Raw genomic sequence first — 18,164 nt, 5'->3', positions numbered from 1 at the left:
TGCGTACTATTCGACGGACTTCACAAGTGCGTCAACAGCCAGGTACAGAACGGCGTTCTCGCTCTCGAGGATCGACAAGTCAGCCGGCAGAGCCCGCTCGATCGACACCCCGTTGACGACGGCGTTCAGGTAGCTCGCCTGTTGCGTCACGTCACCGTCGACCAGCGCACCCTCGTCGCTCAGAACCGTCAGCCAATGCTCCATCCGACGAGTCCCTTCGGCGACCATGGCGCGGTATGCCGAGCGCGTCTCCTCGGTCGGCTCGGGGGCGATGAACGCGTCGAAGATCTTGATCCACCCTTTCCGCGCCTCATCCCCTGCGGTTGGCGCAAGCACTTGCCGCAGGCACTGCACAAGTCGATCACGCGCCGGCACCGACCGGTCATAGATCACGTCGTCGCCTGAGGTCGCCACGTCGTAGATGGTCCGCAGAACCGCATCACGCAGGGCGCGCTGCGTGGGAAAGTGATGTCGCAGCGAACCCATGCTCACACCTGCGCGCGACGCCACCGCCCGCACACTCAGCGTCGACGCCGGATCTTCACCGATCATCTCGCACGCAGCGATCAGCACCTTGGCCCTGGAATCCAGCTCCGCCTTCTCCGCCATCGTCACCCTTTCCCTAACCAGGTGCATCCGAAATGGCCACCCGCCACCAACTCCACTAGCACACCGTACTAGCACGGTGTGCTAGCGTGTTTCGACCGTCTAATAGTACAGCGTGCTAGTGCTGTGAAAAGGAGCAATACGCCGTGTTCCACTCGTGGAAGCAACAACGCATGGCCAAACGGATGACAGCTGGTGACGGCCGCCCACTCCAGCGGTTTCGATGGTGGCAACTCCCCGGTCGCGCGCTCTTCCGGCTCGACGAGGTCTACGCCGTCGACATCAGGCACTGGCAGAACCAGAGTTCGGGCGAGGTCACAGCGGACCTCTATCGCGCAGACAAACAGATCGCGGTTTCGCGGCTTCCCGCCACGTTTCCCGTCGACGGCGGCGCGATCCAGGTGGCGATGAGCGGGTCCGGCATCAAACGATGCCACTTCGTCGCCGACAACGGCCACGAACGGCAGCTGAGCCCCGACCGCGCATCGGCAGAGGGACGTCGCGCTCGACTGGCGACGAACCACCCACTCACCAGCCGGCTCCTCGCCGTTCTCTCGGTGACCTTCCTGATCTTCGGCGTCGCACTCCTCATCCTGCAGGTCGCCGAACCAATCTCCCAGATCCCACCGATCGCGGAGTCCATCGGGGTTTTCACATCTCCCGTGCGACTACCACTCTGGCTCAACGTGGCTGTCGGCATCGGTGCGGTGGCCGGCAGCTTCGAGCGTGCACTCCGCCTCCGATACCACTGGCTGCTCGACGCAGTCGGCACGTGACCCGCTCAATAGAAAGGCAACCAACACAATGCGAACTAGACTAGTGTCCTCGATCGCGGCGACAGGTCTTCTTGTCGTCGGGTGCTCAATGACATCCGCCCATGCTCCTCCGCTCGGAAGCGCACAGCCCCCAAGCCAAACGCCGCTCCAGTGGTCGCCGTGCCCCGACGGCGTCGAGAACCCCGGAGCCGGACCCCCGCGACTACAGTGCGCCGTTGTCCAGGTGCCACTTGATTACCGCGATGCCGAGGGCGACCAGATCGATCTGACGATCTCGCGCCTGCCATCGAAGAATCCGGAAGCGCGACGTGGCTCACTCATGTTGAATCCGGGCGGCCCCGGCGGCTCCGGGCTAAACCAGCCGGTGTTCCTGACACAGCAGGGCATCGCACCGGAATTGCTCGACACCTACGACCTCATCGGAATGGACACAAGGGGCGTCGGGCATTCGTCGCCGATCAGTTGCGGCTTCTCATCCGACGTCCAATACTACGGGTCGATCCCGCCGTTCGCCTTCGACGACGCTGCATTCGCGGAGCAGGTGAGAACCGCTGAGGCGGTGGCCAATCGGTGCTCAGACAACAACGATGGCCGCATGCGGCACGTCACGACGGCGAACATCGCGCGCGATCTCGACCGGATCCGCGCTGCACTGGGCGAGCAGAAGGGCAACTACCTCGGCTACTCCTACGGCTCAGCACTCGGCGCCGCCTACGCATCGATGTTCCCGGACGCCACCGACCGAATCGTGCTGGACAGCAACATCGGTGACACCCACCTCGACCAGGCCGGTATGCGTAGGTACGCGCGCGGAATGGAGGACACATTCCCGGACTTCGCACGGTGGGCAGCCGATCGAGACTCCCACTACGGTCTGGGCAACACACCCGAGGCGGTGCGCGATACGTATTTCGCGATCGCGGACAAACTCGATCGGAGCCCCGTCGACGGAATCGACGGTCGCACGTTCCGTTTGGGCATGTTCGTCTCTCTCTACAACCCGTCCTCTTACGACGCGACAGCCCAGAACTGGATCGCCATGCGCGACGGTGCACCCAACGACGCCCCGTTGGCCATCAGCGCGGCCGCTGTTGGCTCGGACAACAGTTGGTCGGTGTTCCTGGCGGTGACGTGTAACGATGTCGAATGGCCTAGTGACCCCGAGGTGTACAAACAAGCCGTCGAGGACGACCGCAAGAAGTACCCACTGTATGGTGCCGCGCCGGCCAACATCATGCCATGCGCGTACTGGCAGATCGACCGAACCGAGGAACCAGCGGCCGTCGACGACGAGGGACCGACCAATGTTCTTGTCGCGCAGCATCAGCGCGATCCAGTCACGCCACACGTCAACGGGGAGCGCATCAACGAGAAGTTCGGCGAGCGATCGCGCCTGCTCAGCGTCGACGGTAGTGGCCACGGCGTCTACGCACTCGGAAAGAACGTATGCGCCCAGGACGTCATCACCGATTATCTGGTTGACGGCACCATGCCGGAGGAGGACGTGACCTGTCCTGCGTAGTGGTCAAGTCTGACCGGCCGGCGCTCGACCGGCACCGGCGGTAAGGCTCACGCCGGACGAGTGGTCAGAATCCGAGGGCCATCGGCGGTGACCGCGACGGTGTGTTCCCAATGGGCGGAGCGGGACCCGTCGTCGGTGACTACGGTCCAGTCGTCGTCGAGAACGGTGGTCTCCGTCGTGCCGAGCGTCAACATCGGTTCGATGGCGAGAGTGGAACCGATCACGAGCGTCGGCCCCTTCCCCGGCTCACCCTCGTTGGCCAGGAACGGGTCCATGTGCATCTCACGGCCGATGCCGTGGCCGCCGTAACCGTCGACGATGCCGAAAGAACGACCGAACTTCTTCTCCGCCGCGCGGGTACCGAGTTCGATGGCGTGGGAGATGTCGGTGAGACGCGCACCGTCGACCATGGCCGCGATACCCGCCTCCATCGAGAGCCGGGTCGCCTCGGACAGTTCTTCGTCGGCGGTGGACAGGGTCCCGACCCCGAAGGTCCAGGCGGAGTCGCCGTGCCATCCGTCGAGGATCGCACCGCAGTCGATCGACACGAGATCACCGTCGGCGAGAACCACATCGGCAGACGGGATGCCGTGGACGACCACGTCGTTCACTGAGCTGCAGATGGAGCCGGGAAAGCCGTGGTAGCCCTTGAACGACGGCACCGCACCGGCCCCCCGGATCACCGACTCGGCGACCTCGTCGAGGTCGAGCGTGCTCACGCCCGGCTTCGCCGCTGCGCGTACCGCTACCAGCGCGGCCCCGACGACCGCGCCGGCAGCAGCCATGGCGTCGAGCTCGCCCGCACTGCGGAACGGAACGACGCGCTTGCGCTTACGAAAACCCATGCGTCAACAGCGATTTCTCGGTGGTCAGATGACGCCGGTCAGGAGACGCCGGCGCCGAGGGCGCTCAGGACGCGCTGATGAACGCCCTGGATGTCACCGACCGCGTCGATGGTCTTGACCTGGTCGCCGTAGTAGGCGAGCAACGGCGCGGTCTCCCGTGTGTAGACGTCCATCCGGTTGCGGATGACCTCTTCGGTGTCGTCGGCGCGACCACGCGCCAGCATGCGCTCCACGACGACATCGGTGTCGACGACGAACGAGAGCACCGCGTCGAGCGAGGCGTCGAGGTTCGCCAGGATGTCGTTGAGTGCGTCGGCCTGCTCGGTCGAACGTGGGAAACCGTCGAGGATGAACCCCTTCGACGCGTCCGGCTCACCGACGCGGGCACGAACCATGTCCACGGTGATCTCGGACGGGACGAGATTGCCGGCGTCGAGGTACTTCTTGGCCTCCACGCCCACGGCAGTGCCCTGGGAGATGTTGGCGCGGAAGAGGTCGCCGGTCGAGATGTGGGGGATCCCGAGTGCTTCGCTCAAGAGTTCCGCCTGGGTGCCTTTGCCTGCTCCGGGCGGGCCGAGAATGACAAGTCTCACTTCAGGAATCCTTCGTACTTGCGTTGCATCAACTGACTGTTGATCTGCTTCATCGTGTCCAGACCCACGCCGACCATGATCAGCACGGCCGTACCACCGAACGGCAGGTTCTGGACGTTGCCGCTGTTGCCGATCTCGAGGAACAGGTTCGGGAGTACCGCGATGATACCGAGGTAGATCGAGCCCGGCAGAGTGATGCGACTGAGCACGTATCCGAGATACTCGGCGGTCGGCGCTCCCGGACGGATGCCCGGGATGAACCCACCGTACTTCTTCATCTCGTCGGCGCGTTCCTCCGGATTGAACGTCACCGCCACGTAGAAGTACGTGAAGAAGATGATCATCAGGAAGTAGACGGCGATGTAGACACCGTTGCTGGGATCGGTCAGATACCTGGTGACGTACTCCTGCCAGGTCGACTGCGTCCCATCGGGATTACGCGTGAGTTCGACGATCAGCTGCGGCAGGTACAACAGCGACGAGGCGAAGATCACCGGGATGACGCCGGCCTGGTTGACCTTCAGCGGCAGGTAGGTCGACGACCCGCCGTACATCTTCCGGCCGACCATGCGCTTGGCGTACTGGACCGGAATGCGTCGCTGGCCCTGCTCGATGAACACGACGCCGGCGACGATGATCAGTGCGGCGACACACACCAGGGCGAAGACGAGTCCGCCGCGGCTGTTGAGGATGGTGCGACCCTCGGCCGGGATGCGGGCGGCGATGCCGGCGAAGATCAGCAGCGACATGCCGTTGCCGATGCCGCGCTCGGTGATGAGCTCGCCGAACCACATGACGACACAGGCGCCTGCGGTCATGACGAGCACGATGATCGAGAGACCGAAGATGCTCGAGTCGTTGAGGACCTCGCCGCTGGTCGCACAGGACTGCGGGAGGAGTTGGCCGCGATCGGCCAGGGCCACGATTCCGGTCGACTGCAACAGCGCCAGAGCGACAGCCAGATAGCGCGTGTACTGCGTCATCTTGGCCTGTCCGGCCTGCCCCTCCTTGCGGAGTTGCTCGAACCGCGGGATGACCACGGTGAGCAGCTGCACGATGATCGCCGCGGTGATGTACGGCATGATGCCGATCGCGAACACCGACAGCTGGAGCAGCGCGCCGCCGGAGAACAGGTTGATCAGGGAGTAGACCGAGCTCGACTCACCGGACGAGACCTCGTCGAGACACGCCCGAACGGCCTGATAGTCGACGCCCGGGGACGGGACCGTCGCACCCAGCCGATACAGGACGATGATGCCGAGAACGAAGAGGATCTTCTTCCTCAGGTCCGGCGTCCGAATGGCCGCGAAGAGGGGGGAAAGCACTAACTCCTCCTAGGAACGACCACGCGAGGCGTACGTCCCGGGTCGAGGCGACCCGGTCCCCGTGTGCTCGGCAATCGACGATGATCTTTCGGGATGCGGCGATCTTGGGTGTGTCCGGCGGACAACGTCTGAGACTCTAACAGTCACACCGAAACGCCCCGGTCGGGCGGCAGCGATGCTGCCGCCCGACCGCGGTGTGTGTCCGTCAGAGTTCGGTGACGCTGCCGCCGGCAGCGGCGATCTTTTCCTTGGCGGAAGCGGTGAACTTGTCGGCGGTGATGTCGACCTTGACCGACAGGTCGCCGTCGCCGAGAACCTTCACCAGCTTGTTCTTGCGAACGGCGCCGGCCGCGACGAGCTCGTCGACGCCGATGGTGCCGCCCTGCGGGAACAGGCGGGCGATGTCGCCCACGTTGACGACCTGGTACTCGATCCGGTTGCGGTTGGTGAAGCCCTTCAGCTTCGGCAGCCGCATGTGGATCGGCATCTGGCCACCCTCGAAGCCGGCGGGCACGTTCTTGCGTGCCTTGGTGCCCTTGGTGCCGCGACCGGCGGTCTTACCCTTGGACCCCTCACCGCGACCCACGCGGGTCTTGTCGGTCTTCGACCCCGGAGCGGGGCGAAGGTGATGGAGTTTGATGGTCATGCTTGAACCTCTTCGACTGTCACGAGGTGACGAACCGCGTTGATGAGGCCGCGGTTGATCGGCGTGTCCTCGCGGGTGACGGTCTGGCGGATACCCCGGAGTCCGAGGGTCCGCAGGCTGTCACGCTGGTTGCTCTTGGTACCGATGGTGCCCTTGACCTGGGTGATCTTCAGCTGAGCCATGATCAGACCCCCTGTCCTGCGCGAGCGCGGAGCATACCGGCCGGAGCGACGTCCTCGATCGGCAGACCACGGCGGGCTGCGACCTCTTCGGGACGCTGCAGCATCTTGAGAGCCGCGACGGTGGCGTGCACGACGTTGATGGCGTTGTCCGAGCCGAGGCTCTTGGCGAGGACGTCGTGGACGCCCGCGCACTCGAGCACGGCACGCACCGCGCCACCGGCGATGACACCGGTACCGGGGCTGGCCGGGCGCAGCATGACGACACCGGCAGCGGCCTCACCCTGAACCGGGTGGGTCACGGTGGCACCGATCATCGGGACGCGGAAGAAGTTCTTGCGAGCCTCTTCGACGCCCTTCTGGATCGCGGCCGGAACTTCCTTGGCCTTGCCGTAGCCGACGCCGACCATGCCCTGGCCGTCACCGACGACCACGAGAGCGGTGAACGAGAACCGACGTCCACCCTTGACCACCTTCGAGACGCGGTTGATGGTCACCACGCGCTCGAGCTGGTTGCGGTCCTGGTCGCGGCCGCCGCGATCGCGACGGTCGCCACGGCCACCGCCGCCACGACGGTCGTTGCCGCCGCCTGCGTTGTTCTGGTTGTTGTCGTTACCGGCGGGTCCGTTTCCGCCGTCACGCTGACGTCCGGGCATCAGAGGTTCCCTCCGGTCATGTGGGTAATGCTGGTGAAGATTGTCATCAGGCTTGTGCTCATCAGAAGGCAAGGCCTCCCTCGCGGGCGGCATCGGCGAGCGCTGCGATCCGGCCGTGGTAGTCCTTGCCGCCACGGTCGAACACGACGGCGTCGACGCCGGCAGCCTTGGCGCGGGCGGCGATGAGCTCGCCGACCTTGCGGGCCTGGGCCGACTTGTCGCCGCCGGCCGCACGCACGTCGGCCTCGATCGACGAGGCCGCGGCCAGCGTCTTGCCGGCCAGGTCGTCGATGAGCTGGACGTGGATGTGGCGCGAGCTGCGCTTGACCGCGAGACGCGGACGAGCCGGGGTTCCGCTGACCTTCTTGCGGAGGCGGAAGTGTCGGTTGGTGGTCGCCTTGCGACGACGCGTCGACACGTCCTTGCCGACGGGCTTGCGAACTGTCTTGGTAGCTGTCTCACTCATGGCTTACTTACCCGTCTTTCCGACCTTGCGACGGATCTGCTCACCCTCGTAGCGAATGCCCTTGCCCTTGTAGGGGTCCGGACGACGCAGGCGGCGGATGACCGCCGAGATCTCGCCGACTTGCTGCTTGTCGATACCCGAGACCGAGAACTTCGTCGGGGACTCCACGGCGAACGTGATGCCCGCCGGGGCCTCGATCGGCACGGGATGGCTGTAACCGAGCGCGAACTCGAGGTCGCTGCCCTTGGCCTGCACGCGGTAGCCGACACCGAAGATCTCCATCTTCTTGGTGTAGCCCTGCGTGACGCCCACGACGAGGTTGTTCACGAGCGAACGGCTCAGGCCGTGCAGCGCGCGGCTGCGACGCTCGTCGTTGGGGCGGGTCACGACGATGGAGTTGTCCTCCTTGGCGACCGCGATGGGCTCGGAGATGGTGAGCGAGAGCTCACCCTTGGGGCCCTTCACGGTGACGTTCTGGCCGTCGATGGTGACGTCCACGCCCGCGGGGATCTCGATGGGGTTCTTTCCGATACGCGACATGTGTTGTTACCTCCCCTACCAGACGTAGGCGAGGACTTCGCCGCCCACGCCCTGGTTGGCTGCCTGGCGATCGGTGAGCAGGCCCGACGACGTGGAGATGATGGCCACGCCGAGGCCGCCCAGAACCTTGGGCAGGTTGGTGGACTTTGCATAGACCCGGAGTCCGGGCTTGGAGACGCGGCGCAGTCCGGCGATGGAGCGCTCACGACTCGGGCCGTACTTCAGGGAGACGACGAGGTTCTTCCCGACCTCCGCGTCTTCGGTGCGGTAGTCGGTGATGTAGCCCTCGCGCTTGAGGATCTCGGCGATGTTCACCTTGATCTTCGACGAGGGCAGTGTCACCTCGTCGTGGTACGCCGAGTTGGCGTTACGCAGACGCGTCAAGAAGTCTGCGATCGGGTCAGTCATGGTCATGGGTGACCGTCAACCTTTCTCGTAGCGGTTCCCATACAGCGCCTGACGCCGGGAAAATCCCGTGACCTGCGGTGGGCCTTCCACGAAGTGGATAGTTGTCTCTGAGGTTCTCGCCGCCGATGCCCTTGGCTTTTCGCCGGCACCGGAGACTATTCAGTTGTGTCCCGGACACCTGAGGTGCACAGGCAACCGGTCTAGTGTAGAGAATCCGCAGCGTAGACCCAAATCGGCGCCGGTCGGCGGCTCAGATCAGGACTCCTCGGGGTCACCGGCACCACGCTACTGGCCGGCTGCTCCCGCGACGAGGAGTCCGCGGCCGCTCCCGGCGGCGGATCGGGGTCATCCGTACCCACGCCGGCGAGTTCGGTGACGCCGCCCCACGGGGTGAGGGCGGGTTGCAGGGCATCGCCATGGCGCCGGGCGATGAGACCGCGGTGTTCGTCTACTACACGACCGCCACCGACAACCGGTTGGTACGCCTGGACTTCGACGGCAGCCGGCTCGCCCGTCCACGATCCCTGATCACCGGACTCGACGCGGCGTACAACCATCACGGCGGTGCCCTGGCCTTCGGTCCGGACGGGAGCCTGTTCGTCGCGGTCGGGGACGCCGCCGTGCCCGAGGTCGCCGAGGACGTCGACTCGCTGAACGGCAAGATCCTCCGGGTCGGCCGCGACGAACTCGATCTGATCCGCCCGGGCGGCAACTACGGATGGCCGGAGGCCGAAGGCGACTCCGACCGCCTCTTCCGCATGCTGACCGGTTGACATCGCTTGCGCACTTGTCGAGGACAAGCGAAACGCATTCGGGAGAACGTCTCATTCGGTATTTCGGAAACGACGACGGCGACTTTGTGAGCCGATTTCCGCAATGATTGTGTGATCTATTTCCTCGGATCGCCCGCAACCGGGTCGGAGAGCGGACAACGAACCGGACTCGAATCCTCCGAACACCGCATCGACGTCCTGTCGCGATGCCATGGTGGTACACGTGAATTCGACTCACCTGCCCGACCTCGTCGACCAGCTCCTCTCCTCGGCGCGCGAGGCGTCGAGCCGACGGGCCTCGCATACGTTGCACGGCAACTCTTCTCGCCACCTGAGGCAGACGGTGATCGCCCTGGTCGCGGGTGCGGCACTGTCCGATCACGACAGTCCCACCGAGGCCACGCTGCAGGTCCTGCGCGGTAGCGTCGTCCTGACCTCGGCAAGTGGCGGCCCCGACATCCGCTGGGAGGGCGCCGAAGGCGATCTCGTGACGATACCGTCGACACGACATGGCCTGACGGCACAAGAGGACTCGGCCATCCTGCTGACCGTGGCGACCCGCTGATCCGAGCGGCCTGAATCCCATTGTCGAATGATCGGCGGGTGTATTCCGGATAAACACTTTTCCTATCTGATCGAGTTCGCGATTCGGGACGAAAGAATGGCCGACCCTCCGTATGGTGTCGCACATGGCCCGGTCAGAAGATGTACAGGGTTCTGCAGCCACCGCACTGTTGGACATCGGCAGATTCTTCACCCGTTGGGACGAGACCGACGACCGTCGCGTCGTTTTCCGGGACGGCGGTCGTGCGGGTGACGTGTTCTACCGCGATCGGTGGAGTCACGACAAGATCGTGCGCTCCACGCACGGGGTGAACTGCACGGGTTCCTGCTCGTGGAAGGTCTATGTCAAGGACGGGATCATCACCTGGGAGACCCAGGAGACCGACTACCCCTCGGTGGGTCCGGACCGGCCTGAGTACGAACCCCGCGGATGCCCGCGTGGCGCGGCCTTCTCGTGGTACACCTACTCCCCCACCCGGGTCCGGCACCCCTATGCGCGCGGCGTCCTGGTGGAGATGTTCCGCGAGGCCAAGGGCCGGCTCGGCGATCCCGTCCTGGCCTGGGCCGACGTCGTCGGAGACCCCTTGCGCCGGCGCTCGTACCAGCGAGCACGAGGCAAGGGCGGACTCGTCCGCGTCTCCTGGGACGAGGCCATCGAGATGGCCGCGGCCGCGCACGTCCACACGATCAAGACCCATGGCCCCGACCGATGCGCGGGATTCTCGCCGATCCCGGCGATGTCGATGGTCAGCCACTGTGTCGGCACCAGGTTCATCCAGCTGATCGGCGGCGTGATGACGTCGTTCTACGACTGGTACGCCGATCTCCCGGTGGCCAGTCCGCAGGTGTTCGGCGACCAGACCGACGTCCCCGAGTCCGGGGACTGGTGGGATGCGACCTACCTGATGATGTGGGGTTCCAACGTCCCGGTGACCCGGACCCCGGACGCGCACTGGATGGCCGAGGTGCGCTATCGCGGCACCAAGGTGGTCTCGGTCAGCCCGGACTATGCCGACAACACCAAGTTCGCCGACGAATGGCTGCCCGCGCAGGCCGGCACCGACGGCGCCCTCGCGATGGCGATGGGCCACGTCATCCTCAGCGAGTTCTTCGTGCAGCGCTCGACCGGGTTCTTCGACGACTACGTGCGCCGCTACACCGACCTCCCGTTCTTGATCCATCTGGACGAGGAACCTGGGGGACCGGACGGCGACTCGACCGGCACCGACGCCACCGGGAGATTCGCCCCCGGGAAGTTCGTCCCCGGGAAGTTCGCCACCGCCGACGAGTTGCCCGGCGCGGAACCCGCTGCCTCCGAGGATGTCTGGAAGACGGTGTTCTGGGACGAGGCGCGCGATGAGCCGGTGGTGCCGAACGGTTCGATGGGGTTCCGGTACGCCGACTCCGGCGCGGGCCGATGGAATCTCGATCTCGACGGCGCGCAACCCGCGCTGACACTCATGGGCGATGCGGCCGAGTTCGTCACGGTCGCCTTCCCCGTCTTCGACGCCCCGGACGGCAGCGGCGCGGTGGTCCACCGTGGTGTCCCCGCGCGGCGCATCGGCGGGCGGCTCGTCACGACGGTCTTCGACCTGATGCTCGCGCAGTACGGCGTCGCCCGGGACGGGTTGCCGGGCGAGTGGCCGAGTGGCTACGACGACGCGTCGACGCCGTACACACCGGCGTGGCAGGCCGAGATCACCGGGGTACCGGCTGCGGCCGCGATCCGCGTCGCCCGCGAATTCGCCGCCAACGCCGAAGAATCCGGGGGCCGCTCGATGATCATCATGGGGGCCGGGATCTGCCAGTGGTTCCACGGCGACGCGACGTATCGGGCGATTCTGTCCCTGCTCATCCTCACCGGATGCATGGGCCGCAACGGCGGCGGCTGGGCACACTACGTCGGACAGGAGAAGTGCCGTCCGATCACGGGCTGGATCTCGCTGGCCAACGCGCTCGACTGGACGCGCCCGCCGCGGACCATGACAGGGACCTCGTACTGGTACATGCACACCGGGCAATGGCGCAACGACGGATACTCGACGTCCTCACTCGCCTCTCCGCTGTCGCGCGGCACGATGGACCACGAGCACACCGCCGACGCCATCGCCCAATCCGCGCGGCTCGGCTGGATGCCCTTCTATCCCCAGTTCTCGACCAATCCGCTCGACGTCGCCGACGAGGCGACCGCGGCCGTGGACCGCGGCGAGGCGACCGACGCCGCCGCCTTCGTCGCCGAACGTCTGCAGAACGGCGAACTGACACCCGCCATCGCCGACATTGACGCACCGGAGAACTGGCCGCGCACCCTCGTCCTGTGGCGGTCCAACCTGCTCGGCTCGTCGGCGAAGGGCAACGAGTACTTCCTCCGGACCCTGCTCGGCACCCACCACAACGTGCTGGGCACCGAGAATCCCGACACCCCGCGGCCCACCGAGATCCGGTGGCATGACGAGGTCCCCGAAGGCAAGCTGGACCTGTTGCTGTCCGCGGACTTCCGGATGACGTCGACCACGCTGCTGTCCGACATCGTCCTGCCGGCCGCGACCTGGTACGAGAAGCACGACCTGTCCTCGACGGACATGCATCCGTTCGTCCACGCGTTCACCCCGGCGATCGACCCGCCGTGGGAGGCCAAGTCCGACTTCGACCTGTTCCACCGGCTCGCACGCAAGCTGTCCGACCTGGCTCGGACACACCTCGGGACACGTCATGACCTCGTGAGCGTGCCGCTGCAGCACGACACCCCCGGCGAGGTTGCGCAACCGCACGGCCGGGTCATGGACTGGCGAGCCGGACACGTTCCCGGACAGCCAGGCCGGAACATGCCCGACTTCAGTGTGGTGGAACGGGATTACACCGCGATCGCGGACAAGCTGGCGTCCATCGGTCCGCTCGCGGACACACTCGGTTTCACCGTCAAGAACGTGACCTACCCGCTGGCGGAGCAGACGCGCAAACTCGCCGAATCCAACGGCGTCATGCTCGGCGGCGCCGGCGACGGACGACCGGCCATCGACACCGACGAGAAACTCGCCGAGGCGATCCTGACGTTGTCGGGGACCACGAACGGCGAACTCGCAGTCGCCGGCTTCGAACAACTCCAGCAACGCGTCGGTTTCCGCCTCGACGACCTCGCCCGCGGGTCGGAGGAGAAGCGAATCCGCTTCGCCGACACCCAGAAGGCACCCGTTCCGGTCATCACCTCGCCGGAGTGGTCCGGATCGGAGACCGGGGGCCGCCGGTATGCGCCGTTCACCGTGAACATCGAGCGGCTCAAGCCGTTTCACACCCTCACCGGACGGATGCACTTCTACCTCGACCACGACTGGATGATCGACATGGGCGAGTCGTTCCCGATCTACCGGCCGCCACTGGACATGCACCGCCTGTTCGGCGAACCGAAGCTCGGCGCCGACGGGTCGCGGGAGATCACGGTGCGGTACATGACGCCGCATTCCAAGTGGTCGATCCATTCCGAGTACCAGGACAACCTGTTCATGTTGTCGCTGTCCCGCGGCGGGCCGATCGCCTGGCTGAGTCCCCAGGACGCCGCCTCGATCGACGTCGCCGACAACGACTGGATCGAATGCGTCAACGCCAACGGCGTCTTCGTCTGCCGCGCGATCGTCAGTCACCGCATGCCGGCCGGGGTCTGCTACGTCCACCACGCCCAGGAACGCACGATCGACGTACCGAAATCGGAGGCGACGGGCCGCCGCGGCGGCATCCACAACTCGCCCACGCGGCTGCTGGTGAAACCGACGCACCTCATCGGCGGTTACGCCCAGTTGTCCTACGCCTTCAACTATCTCGGACCGACCGGCAACCAGCGCGACATGGTGTCGACCATCCGCAAACGCAGCCAGGAGGTGACGTACTGATGCGGGTCATGGCCCAGGTCGGGATGGTGATGAATCTCGACAAATGCATCGGGTGCCACACCTGTTCGGTGACCTGCAAGCAGGCCTGGACCAATCGGTCCGGGACCGAGTACGTGTGGTTCAACAACGTGGAAACCCGTCCCGGACAGGGATATCCACGACGTCACGAGGACCAGGAGACCTGGCAGGGTGGCTGGGTCCTCAACCGCAACGGCAGGCTGCGGTTACGCGCAGGCGGTCGCGTGCGGAAGCTGTTGACCCTGTTCGCGAGTCCGGTCCAGCCGACCATCGAGGACTATTACGAACCCTGGACCTACGACTACCAGACGCTCATCGACGCCCCGCTCGGCGACGACTTCCCGGTCGCCCGTCCCAAGTCCCTGCTCACCGGGAAGGACACCAAGGTCACCTGGTCGGCCAACTGGGACGACAATCTCGGCGGCGCACCGGAACTGGCGAACCACGATCCCATCGTCGAGAAGCTCCGGCGCGAGTCCGAGGACGCGGTCAAGTTCGGCTTCGAGCAGACCTTCATGTTCTATCTCCCGCGGATCTGCGAACACTGCCTCAATCCGTCGTGCATGGCGTCGTGCCCCTCCGGCGCGATCTACAAGCGCAGCGAGGACGGCATCGTGCTCGTCGACCAGGATCGTTGTCGCGGCTGGCGGCAGTGCATCACCGGTTGTCCGTACAAGAAGATCTACTTCAACCACAAGTCCGGCAAGGCCGAGAAGTGCACGCTGTGCTATCCGCGCATCGAGGTGGGTCAACCGACCGTCTGCTCGGAGACCTGCGTCGGACGGCTCCGCTATCTGGGCATCTTCCTCTACGACGCCGACGCCGTGACCGCGGCCGCCTCGGTCCCCGATGACCGCGATCTGTATGAGGCGCAACTCGATCTGATGCTCGACCCCGACGATCCGGACGTGGCCGCCGCCGCCCGTCGCGACGGCATCCCGGACGACTGGCTCGAGGCCGCGCGCCGATCGCCGGTCTACGCCCTGGCCAAGAAGTATCGCGTCGCGCTCCCCTTGCATCCGGAATACCGGACCATGCCGATGGTCTGGTACGTCCCCCCGCTGTCACCGATCGTCGATCTGCTCACCGAGCAGGGGCACGACGCCGAGGGCGCGGGAACACTGTTCGGCGCGATCGAGGCCCTTCGGATTCCGGTGGAGTACCTGGCCGAGTTGTTCACCGCCGGTGACACGGTCGTCATCGACACGGTGTTGCGCCGCCTGGCCGCCATGCGCTCGTACATGCGCGACGTGACCCTGGGCCGCGAGCCCGACGCCGCCATCCCGGCCGCGGTGGGGATGACGGAAGAACAGATCTACGAGATGTACCGCTTGATGGCCATCGCGAAATACGAGGAGCGGTACGTGATCCCGACGGCCCACCTCGAGCAGGCCGAGAAGCTCGACGAGATGGGTTGCTCACTCGACTACGACGAGGGGCCGGGCATGTTCGACTCGTCCCCCTTCGGCGAGGCCAGCGGACGGCCGGCGCCGGTGTCGGTGGAGACCTTCCACGCCCTGCGGCAGCGCCAGAACACCGACACCGCGGCCGGTGAGCACACGATGGCCGGCCGGACGAACCTGCTGAACTGGGACGGCAACGGCGCCCCGCCGGGGCTGTTCCCGGAGCGCATCCCCGGCGGGTCGTCGACACCGGGCGAGGGGGCACGATGAGGGGCCTGCGGGTCGTCGCGCGCCGGCCGCGGACGCCGAACGCGGCCACCGTGATCCGGCTGATCGCCTCCTGGTGCCTGAGTTACCCCGACGACGAGGTACTCGGCCGCGTCGACCTGATGCGGGCCGCTCTCGAGGAGCAGGACGACCCCCGCGCGACGGAACCGCTGCGGCAGACCATCGATCATCTCGACGGCGGCGAACCGGACACGCTGCGCCGCAGCTACATCGAACTCTTCGACCTCTCCAAGCGGCACACGCTCTACCTGTCGTACTGGTCCGACGGGGACACCCGGCGTCGGGGCACGTCGCTGGGCGAGTTCAAGCAGGCGTACCGCGACAGCGGATTCCTCGTCGACCTGCACGGTGAGTTGCCCGACCATCTGCCGGTCGTGCTCGAGTTCAGTGCGCGGGCCGATCCGGTCCGCGGCGTCGAACTACTCGAGAAGCACCGGGCGGCGCTGGAACTGATCAGGTTCGCGCTCCTCGACGCCGGCTCACCGTATGCCGGGGCACTGGGGGCCGTGTGCGCCACCCTGCCCAGCCCCTCCCCGCCGGACCGGGCCACGGCGATGGCCATGTGCGCACCCGCGCCGACGGAGACGGTGGGCCTGGAACCCTTCGATCCCCGACTGCTACCGATCGACCCGACCCGAGCGTGAGGTGACGCGTGGACATCTTCCTCTGGGGCGTACTGCCGTATGTGACCCTGGGCCTGCTCATCGGGGGCACGGTGTGGCGATACCGGTACGACAAGTTCGGCTGGACCACTCGTTCGTCGGAACTCTACGAGTCCCGCCTCCTGCGCATCGCCTCGCCGCTGTTCCACTACGGCGTCCTGGTGGTGATCATCGGGCATGCCATCGGGTTGCTCATCCCGGAGTCGTGGACCGCGGCCATCGGTGTGTCGGAGACCCTGTACCACTGGGGCGCGGGTGGATTCGGGATTCTCGCGGCCGTCGCCACACTCGTCGGTGTCGCGATGCTGGTGTACCGCCGGCGCACCGTCGGCCCGGTGTTCATGGCCACCACGCGCAACGACAAGGCGATGTACCTGGTGCTGGTCACGGCCCTGGTGGTGGGCACCTACATCACCCTGATCGGCACCCTCGACCCGCACGCCCCCGGCGTGAACTACCGGGAGACGGTGTCGCCGTGGTTCCGCTCGCTGTTCGTGCTGCAGCCCGATGTGACGGCGATGGCGGAGGCGCCCGTGCGATTCCACGTGCACATCCTGATCGGGATGCTGCTCTTCGCGATGGTGCCCTTCACCCGTCTGGTGCACATCTTCACCGCACCGGTCCATTATCTGTTCCGCCCGTACATCGTGTACCGCAGCCGCGACCGACGTGTCGCACCGGGTAACCAGCCCTACCGTCCGGGGTGGGCGCCCGTCGGAGTGAAGGATCGTGATCGATGAGCACCGACACCACGACGCCCGCCATCAGCTCGCGTGCGCAGACGACGAACCTCGCTCTCGCGACGCTCGCGTTCACGATCAGTTTCTGGGCGTGGAACCTCATCGGACCGCTGGGCGTGGTCTACACCGATCAACTCGACCTGACGGCGACACAGAAGTCTGTGCTCGTCGCGATCCCCATCCTGGTCGGGTCGCTGGGCCGAATCCTCACCGGCGCACTGACCGACCGCTTCGGCGGACGCCTCATGTTCACCGTGCTGCTGGTCGCCACGATCCCGTTCGTGTTGCTGGTCGCGGCCGCCGGGCACTTCGACAGCTATGCGCTCCTGCTCGTCGCCGGGTTCTTCCTGGGCGTCGGTGGTACCACGTTCGCCGTGGGCATCCCGTTCGTGAACGCCTGGTACGACAAGTCGCGGCGGGGCTTCGCCACCGGTGTCTTCGGTGCCGGAATGGGCGGGACGGCCTTGTCCGCCTTCTTCACCCCACGCTTCGTGTCGTGGTTCGGCTACATCGCCACCCACCTCATCATCGCCGTGTCCCTGGCCGTGGTCGCGGTCATCTGCTGGCTGTTGATGCGCGACTCGCCCCGCTGGGTTCCGTCCCACGACTCGGTGGTGCCCAAGCTCGTCGGCGCCGCGAAGCTCCCGGTCACCTGGCAGCTCGGCTTTCTCTACGCGGCCGCTTTCGGCGGCTTCGTCGCGTTCAGCACCTATCTGCCTACCTACCTCAAGGACGTGTACGACTTCGATCTGCAGGCCGCCGGGACCCGGACGGCCGGGTTCGCGATCGCCGCCGTCGTCGCGCGTCCGGTCGGCGGGATCCTGTCGGACCGGTTCGGCCCCCGCATCATCACCGTGATCTCGTGTGGCGGTGCCGCCGTGCTCGCCGTCTGGATGATCACGAAACCGCCGCTGGAGATACCCGCCGGACTCGACTTCGTCTTGATGGCGATCTGCATGGGCCTCGGTTCGGGCTCGGTGTTCAGCTGGGTCGCCCAGGCCGCGCCCGCCGAACGGGTCGGTTCCGTCACCGGGATCGTCGGCGCTCTCGGCGGGCTCGGTGGCTTCTTCCCACCCATGGTCATGGGTGCCACCTACGACGCGACCACGCACAGCTACACGATCGGGCTCGCGCTGCTCGTCGTGTTCGCCACGTGCGCGGCCCTGTTCACCGTGTTCGGCATCCGGCGCACGGCGGACACCTGACGCCTCGCCTCCCCCGCGGCGGCCCGAGAACAATTGTCGGGACCTCGTGTTCTGATGATCGCACC

General features: G+C 66.1%; 19 protein-coding genes. 9 read left to right on the top strand and 10 right to left on the bottom strand.

Going from position 1 to position 18,164, the window contains the following annotated elements; translation table 11 throughout:
* Positions 1-6 precede the first annotated feature (6 nt).
* Positions 7-609 carry a TetR/AcrR family transcriptional regulator gene (locus CA982_RS06010; protein WP_086534427.1) on the bottom strand — a complete coding sequence of 201 codons (603 nt, stop codon included), beginning with the start codon at positions 607-609 and terminating at the stop codon, positions 7-9.
* Positions 610-752: 143 nt separating this feature from the next.
* Here CA982_RS06010 and CA982_RS06005 point away from each other — a divergent pair, with 143 nt between their 5' ends.
* Both CA982_RS06005 and CA982_RS06000 read left to right on the top strand, forming a co-directional pair.
* On the top strand, positions 753-1,382 hold the full coding sequence (locus CA982_RS06005) for a hypothetical protein (RefSeq protein ID WP_244176144.1): 630 nt from the start codon (positions 753-755) through the stop codon (positions 1,380-1,382).
* Positions 1,333-2,904: an alpha/beta hydrolase gene (locus CA982_RS06000; protein WP_244176143.1), complete on the top strand. Its 1,572-nt coding sequence runs from the start codon at positions 1,333-1,335 to the stop codon at positions 2,902-2,904. Before CA982_RS06005 ends, CA982_RS06000 begins: the two co-directional genes overlap by 50 nt.
* 47 nt (positions 2,905-2,951) lie before the next feature.
* On the opposite strand, the gene map is transcribed toward CA982_RS06000, so the two are convergent.
* The 9 genes from map to rpsH all read right to left on the bottom strand — a co-directional run bounded on the left by map (position 2,952) and on the right by rpsH (position 8,568).
* The gene (gene map, locus CA982_RS05995) at positions 2,952-3,749 is read right to left on the bottom strand and encodes a type I methionyl aminopeptidase (protein WP_086534425.1); all 798 of its coding nucleotides are present in this window, start codon (positions 3,747-3,749) and stop codon (positions 2,952-2,954) included.
* Between the two features lie 38 nt (positions 3,750-3,787).
* Positions 3,788-4,342, bottom strand: coding sequence for an adenylate kinase (locus CA982_RS05990; RefSeq protein ID WP_004023564.1), 555 nt, complete (start codon positions 4,340-4,342; stop codon positions 3,788-3,790).
* Positions 4,339-5,667, bottom strand: a complete 1,329-nt coding sequence (gene secY / locus CA982_RS05985) for a preprotein translocase subunit SecY (protein WP_010842208.1) — start codon at positions 5,665-5,667, stop codon at positions 4,339-4,341. Before secY ends, CA982_RS05990 begins: the two co-directional genes overlap by 4 nt.
* Before the next feature lie 205 nt (positions 5,668-5,872).
* Positions 5,873-6,313: a 50S ribosomal protein L15 gene (gene rplO / locus CA982_RS05980; RefSeq protein ID WP_004023566.1), complete on the bottom strand. Its 441-nt coding sequence runs from the start codon at positions 6,311-6,313 to the stop codon at positions 5,873-5,875.
* Positions 6,310-6,495 carry a 50S ribosomal protein L30 gene (gene rpmD / locus CA982_RS05975; protein ID WP_086534424.1) on the bottom strand — a complete coding sequence of 62 codons (186 nt, stop codon included), beginning with the start codon at positions 6,493-6,495 and terminating at the stop codon, positions 6,310-6,312. The genes rplO and rpmD overlap by 4 nt, the downstream gene beginning before the upstream one ends.
* A 2-nt stretch (positions 6,496-6,497) precedes the next feature.
* A complete protein-coding gene (gene rpsE / locus CA982_RS05970) occupies positions 6,498-7,148 on the bottom strand; it encodes a 30S ribosomal protein S5 (protein WP_086534423.1) in 651 nt (216 codons plus the stop codon).
* A 61-nt stretch (positions 7,149-7,209) separates the two neighbouring features.
* Positions 7,210-7,614 (bottom strand): 50S ribosomal protein L18, encoded by a 405-nt coding sequence (rplR, locus tag CA982_RS05965; protein ID WP_086534422.1) that lies wholly within the window; start codon positions 7,612-7,614, stop codon positions 7,210-7,212.
* Positions 7,615-7,617: 3 nt separating this feature from the next.
* Entirely contained in the window at positions 7,618-8,154 is a 537-nt protein-coding gene (rplF, locus tag CA982_RS05960; protein WP_004023570.1) for a 50S ribosomal protein L6, read from the bottom strand.
* 15 nt (positions 8,155-8,169) lie between these two features.
* Positions 8,170-8,568 carry a 30S ribosomal protein S8 gene (gene rpsH / locus CA982_RS05955; RefSeq protein ID WP_004023571.1) on the bottom strand — a complete coding sequence of 133 codons (399 nt, stop codon included), beginning with the start codon at positions 8,566-8,568 and terminating at the stop codon, positions 8,170-8,172.
* A 410-nt stretch (positions 8,569-8,978) separates the two neighbouring features.
* On the opposite strand from rpsH, the gene CA982_RS27115 reads away from it, so the two are divergent.
* From CA982_RS27115 to CA982_RS05920, 7 genes are all read left to right on the top strand, one after another.
* Positions 8,979-9,335, top strand: a complete 357-nt coding sequence (locus CA982_RS27115; RefSeq protein ID WP_341865015.1) for a PQQ-dependent sugar dehydrogenase — start codon at positions 8,979-8,981, stop codon at positions 9,333-9,335.
* Positions 9,336-9,558: 223 nt separating this feature from the next.
* The gene (locus CA982_RS05945) at positions 9,559-9,900 is read left to right on the top strand and encodes a cupin domain-containing protein (protein WP_086534505.1); all 342 of its coding nucleotides are present in this window, start codon (positions 9,559-9,561) and stop codon (positions 9,898-9,900) included.
* A 124-nt stretch (positions 9,901-10,024) separates the two neighbouring features.
* Positions 10,025-13,783, top strand: coding sequence for a nitrate reductase subunit alpha (locus CA982_RS05940; protein ID WP_086534504.1), 3,759 nt, complete (start codon positions 10,025-10,027; stop codon positions 13,781-13,783).
* Positions 13,783-15,474 carry a nitrate reductase subunit beta gene (narH, locus tag CA982_RS05935; protein WP_086534421.1) on the top strand — a complete coding sequence of 564 codons (1,692 nt, stop codon included), beginning with the start codon at positions 13,783-13,785 and terminating at the stop codon, positions 15,472-15,474. Before CA982_RS05940 ends, narH begins: the two co-directional genes overlap by 1 nt.
* Positions 15,471-16,136, top strand: a complete 666-nt coding sequence (gene narJ, locus CA982_RS05930) for a nitrate reductase molybdenum cofactor assembly chaperone (protein ID WP_086534420.1) — start codon at positions 15,471-15,473, stop codon at positions 16,134-16,136. The genes narH and narJ overlap by 4 nt, the downstream gene beginning before the upstream one ends.
* Before the next feature lie 8 nt (positions 16,137-16,144).
* Entirely contained in the window at positions 16,145-16,894 is a 750-nt protein-coding gene (gene narI / locus CA982_RS05925; protein WP_086534419.1) for a respiratory nitrate reductase subunit gamma, read from the top strand.
* Entirely contained in the window at positions 16,891-18,099 is a 1,209-nt protein-coding gene (locus tag CA982_RS05920; protein WP_086534418.1) for a nitrate/nitrite transporter, read from the top strand. Before narI ends, CA982_RS05920 begins: the two co-directional genes overlap by 4 nt.
* The last annotated feature ends 65 nt before the right edge of the window (positions 18,100-18,164 follow it).

Origin of the sequence: Gordonia lacunae (genome assembly GCF_002149015.1) — a bacterium.
Lineage (GTDB): Bacteria > Actinomycetota > Actinomycetes > Mycobacteriales > Mycobacteriaceae > Gordonia > Gordonia lacunae.
The sequence above is the reverse complement of the archived record's forward strand: the minus strand, read 5'-3'. Positions and strand labels throughout refer to the sequence as shown.

Coding starts and splice junctions, on each gene's coding strand:
- CA982_RS06010 (WP_086534427.1), bottom strand. CDS start 609: ATGGCGGAGAAGGCGGAGCTGGATTCCAGGGCCAAGGTGCTGATCGCT.
- map (WP_086534425.1), bottom strand. CDS start 3,749: ATGGGTTTTCGTAAGCGCAAGCGCGTCGTTCCGTTCCGCAGTGCGGGC.
- rplO (WP_004023566.1), bottom strand. CDS start 6,313: ATGACCATCAAACTCCATCACCTTCGCCCCGCTCCGGGGTCGAAGACC.
- rpmD (WP_086534424.1), bottom strand. CDS start 6,495: ATGGCTCAGCTGAAGATCACCCAGGTCAAGGGCACCATCGGTACCAAG.
- rpsE (WP_086534423.1), bottom strand. CDS start 7,148: ATGCCCGGACGTCAGCGTGACGGCGGAAACGGACCCGCCGGTAACGAC.
- rplR (WP_086534422.1), bottom strand. CDS start 7,614: ATGAGTGAGACAGCTACCAAGACAGTTCGCAAGCCCGTCGGCAAGGAC.
- rplF (WP_004023570.1), bottom strand. CDS start 8,154: ATGTCGCGTATCGGAAAGAACCCCATCGAGATCCCCGCGGGCGTGGAC.
- rpsH (WP_004023571.1), bottom strand. CDS start 8,568: ATGACCATGACTGACCCGATCGCAGACTTCTTGACGCGTCTGCGTAAC.
- CA982_RS27115 (WP_341865015.1), top strand. CDS start 8,979: ATGGCGCCGGGCGATGAGACCGCGGTGTTCGTCTACTACACGACCGCC.
- CA982_RS05940 (WP_086534504.1), top strand. CDS start 10,025: ATGGCCCGGTCAGAAGATGTACAGGGTTCTGCAGCCACCGCACTGTTG.
- narH (WP_086534421.1), top strand. CDS start 13,783: ATGCGGGTCATGGCCCAGGTCGGGATGGTGATGAATCTCGACAAATGC.
- narJ (WP_086534420.1), top strand. CDS start 15,471: ATGAGGGGCCTGCGGGTCGTCGCGCGCCGGCCGCGGACGCCGAACGCG.
- CA982_RS05920 (WP_086534418.1), top strand. CDS start 16,891: ATGAGCACCGACACCACGACGCCCGCCATCAGCTCGCGTGCGCAGACG.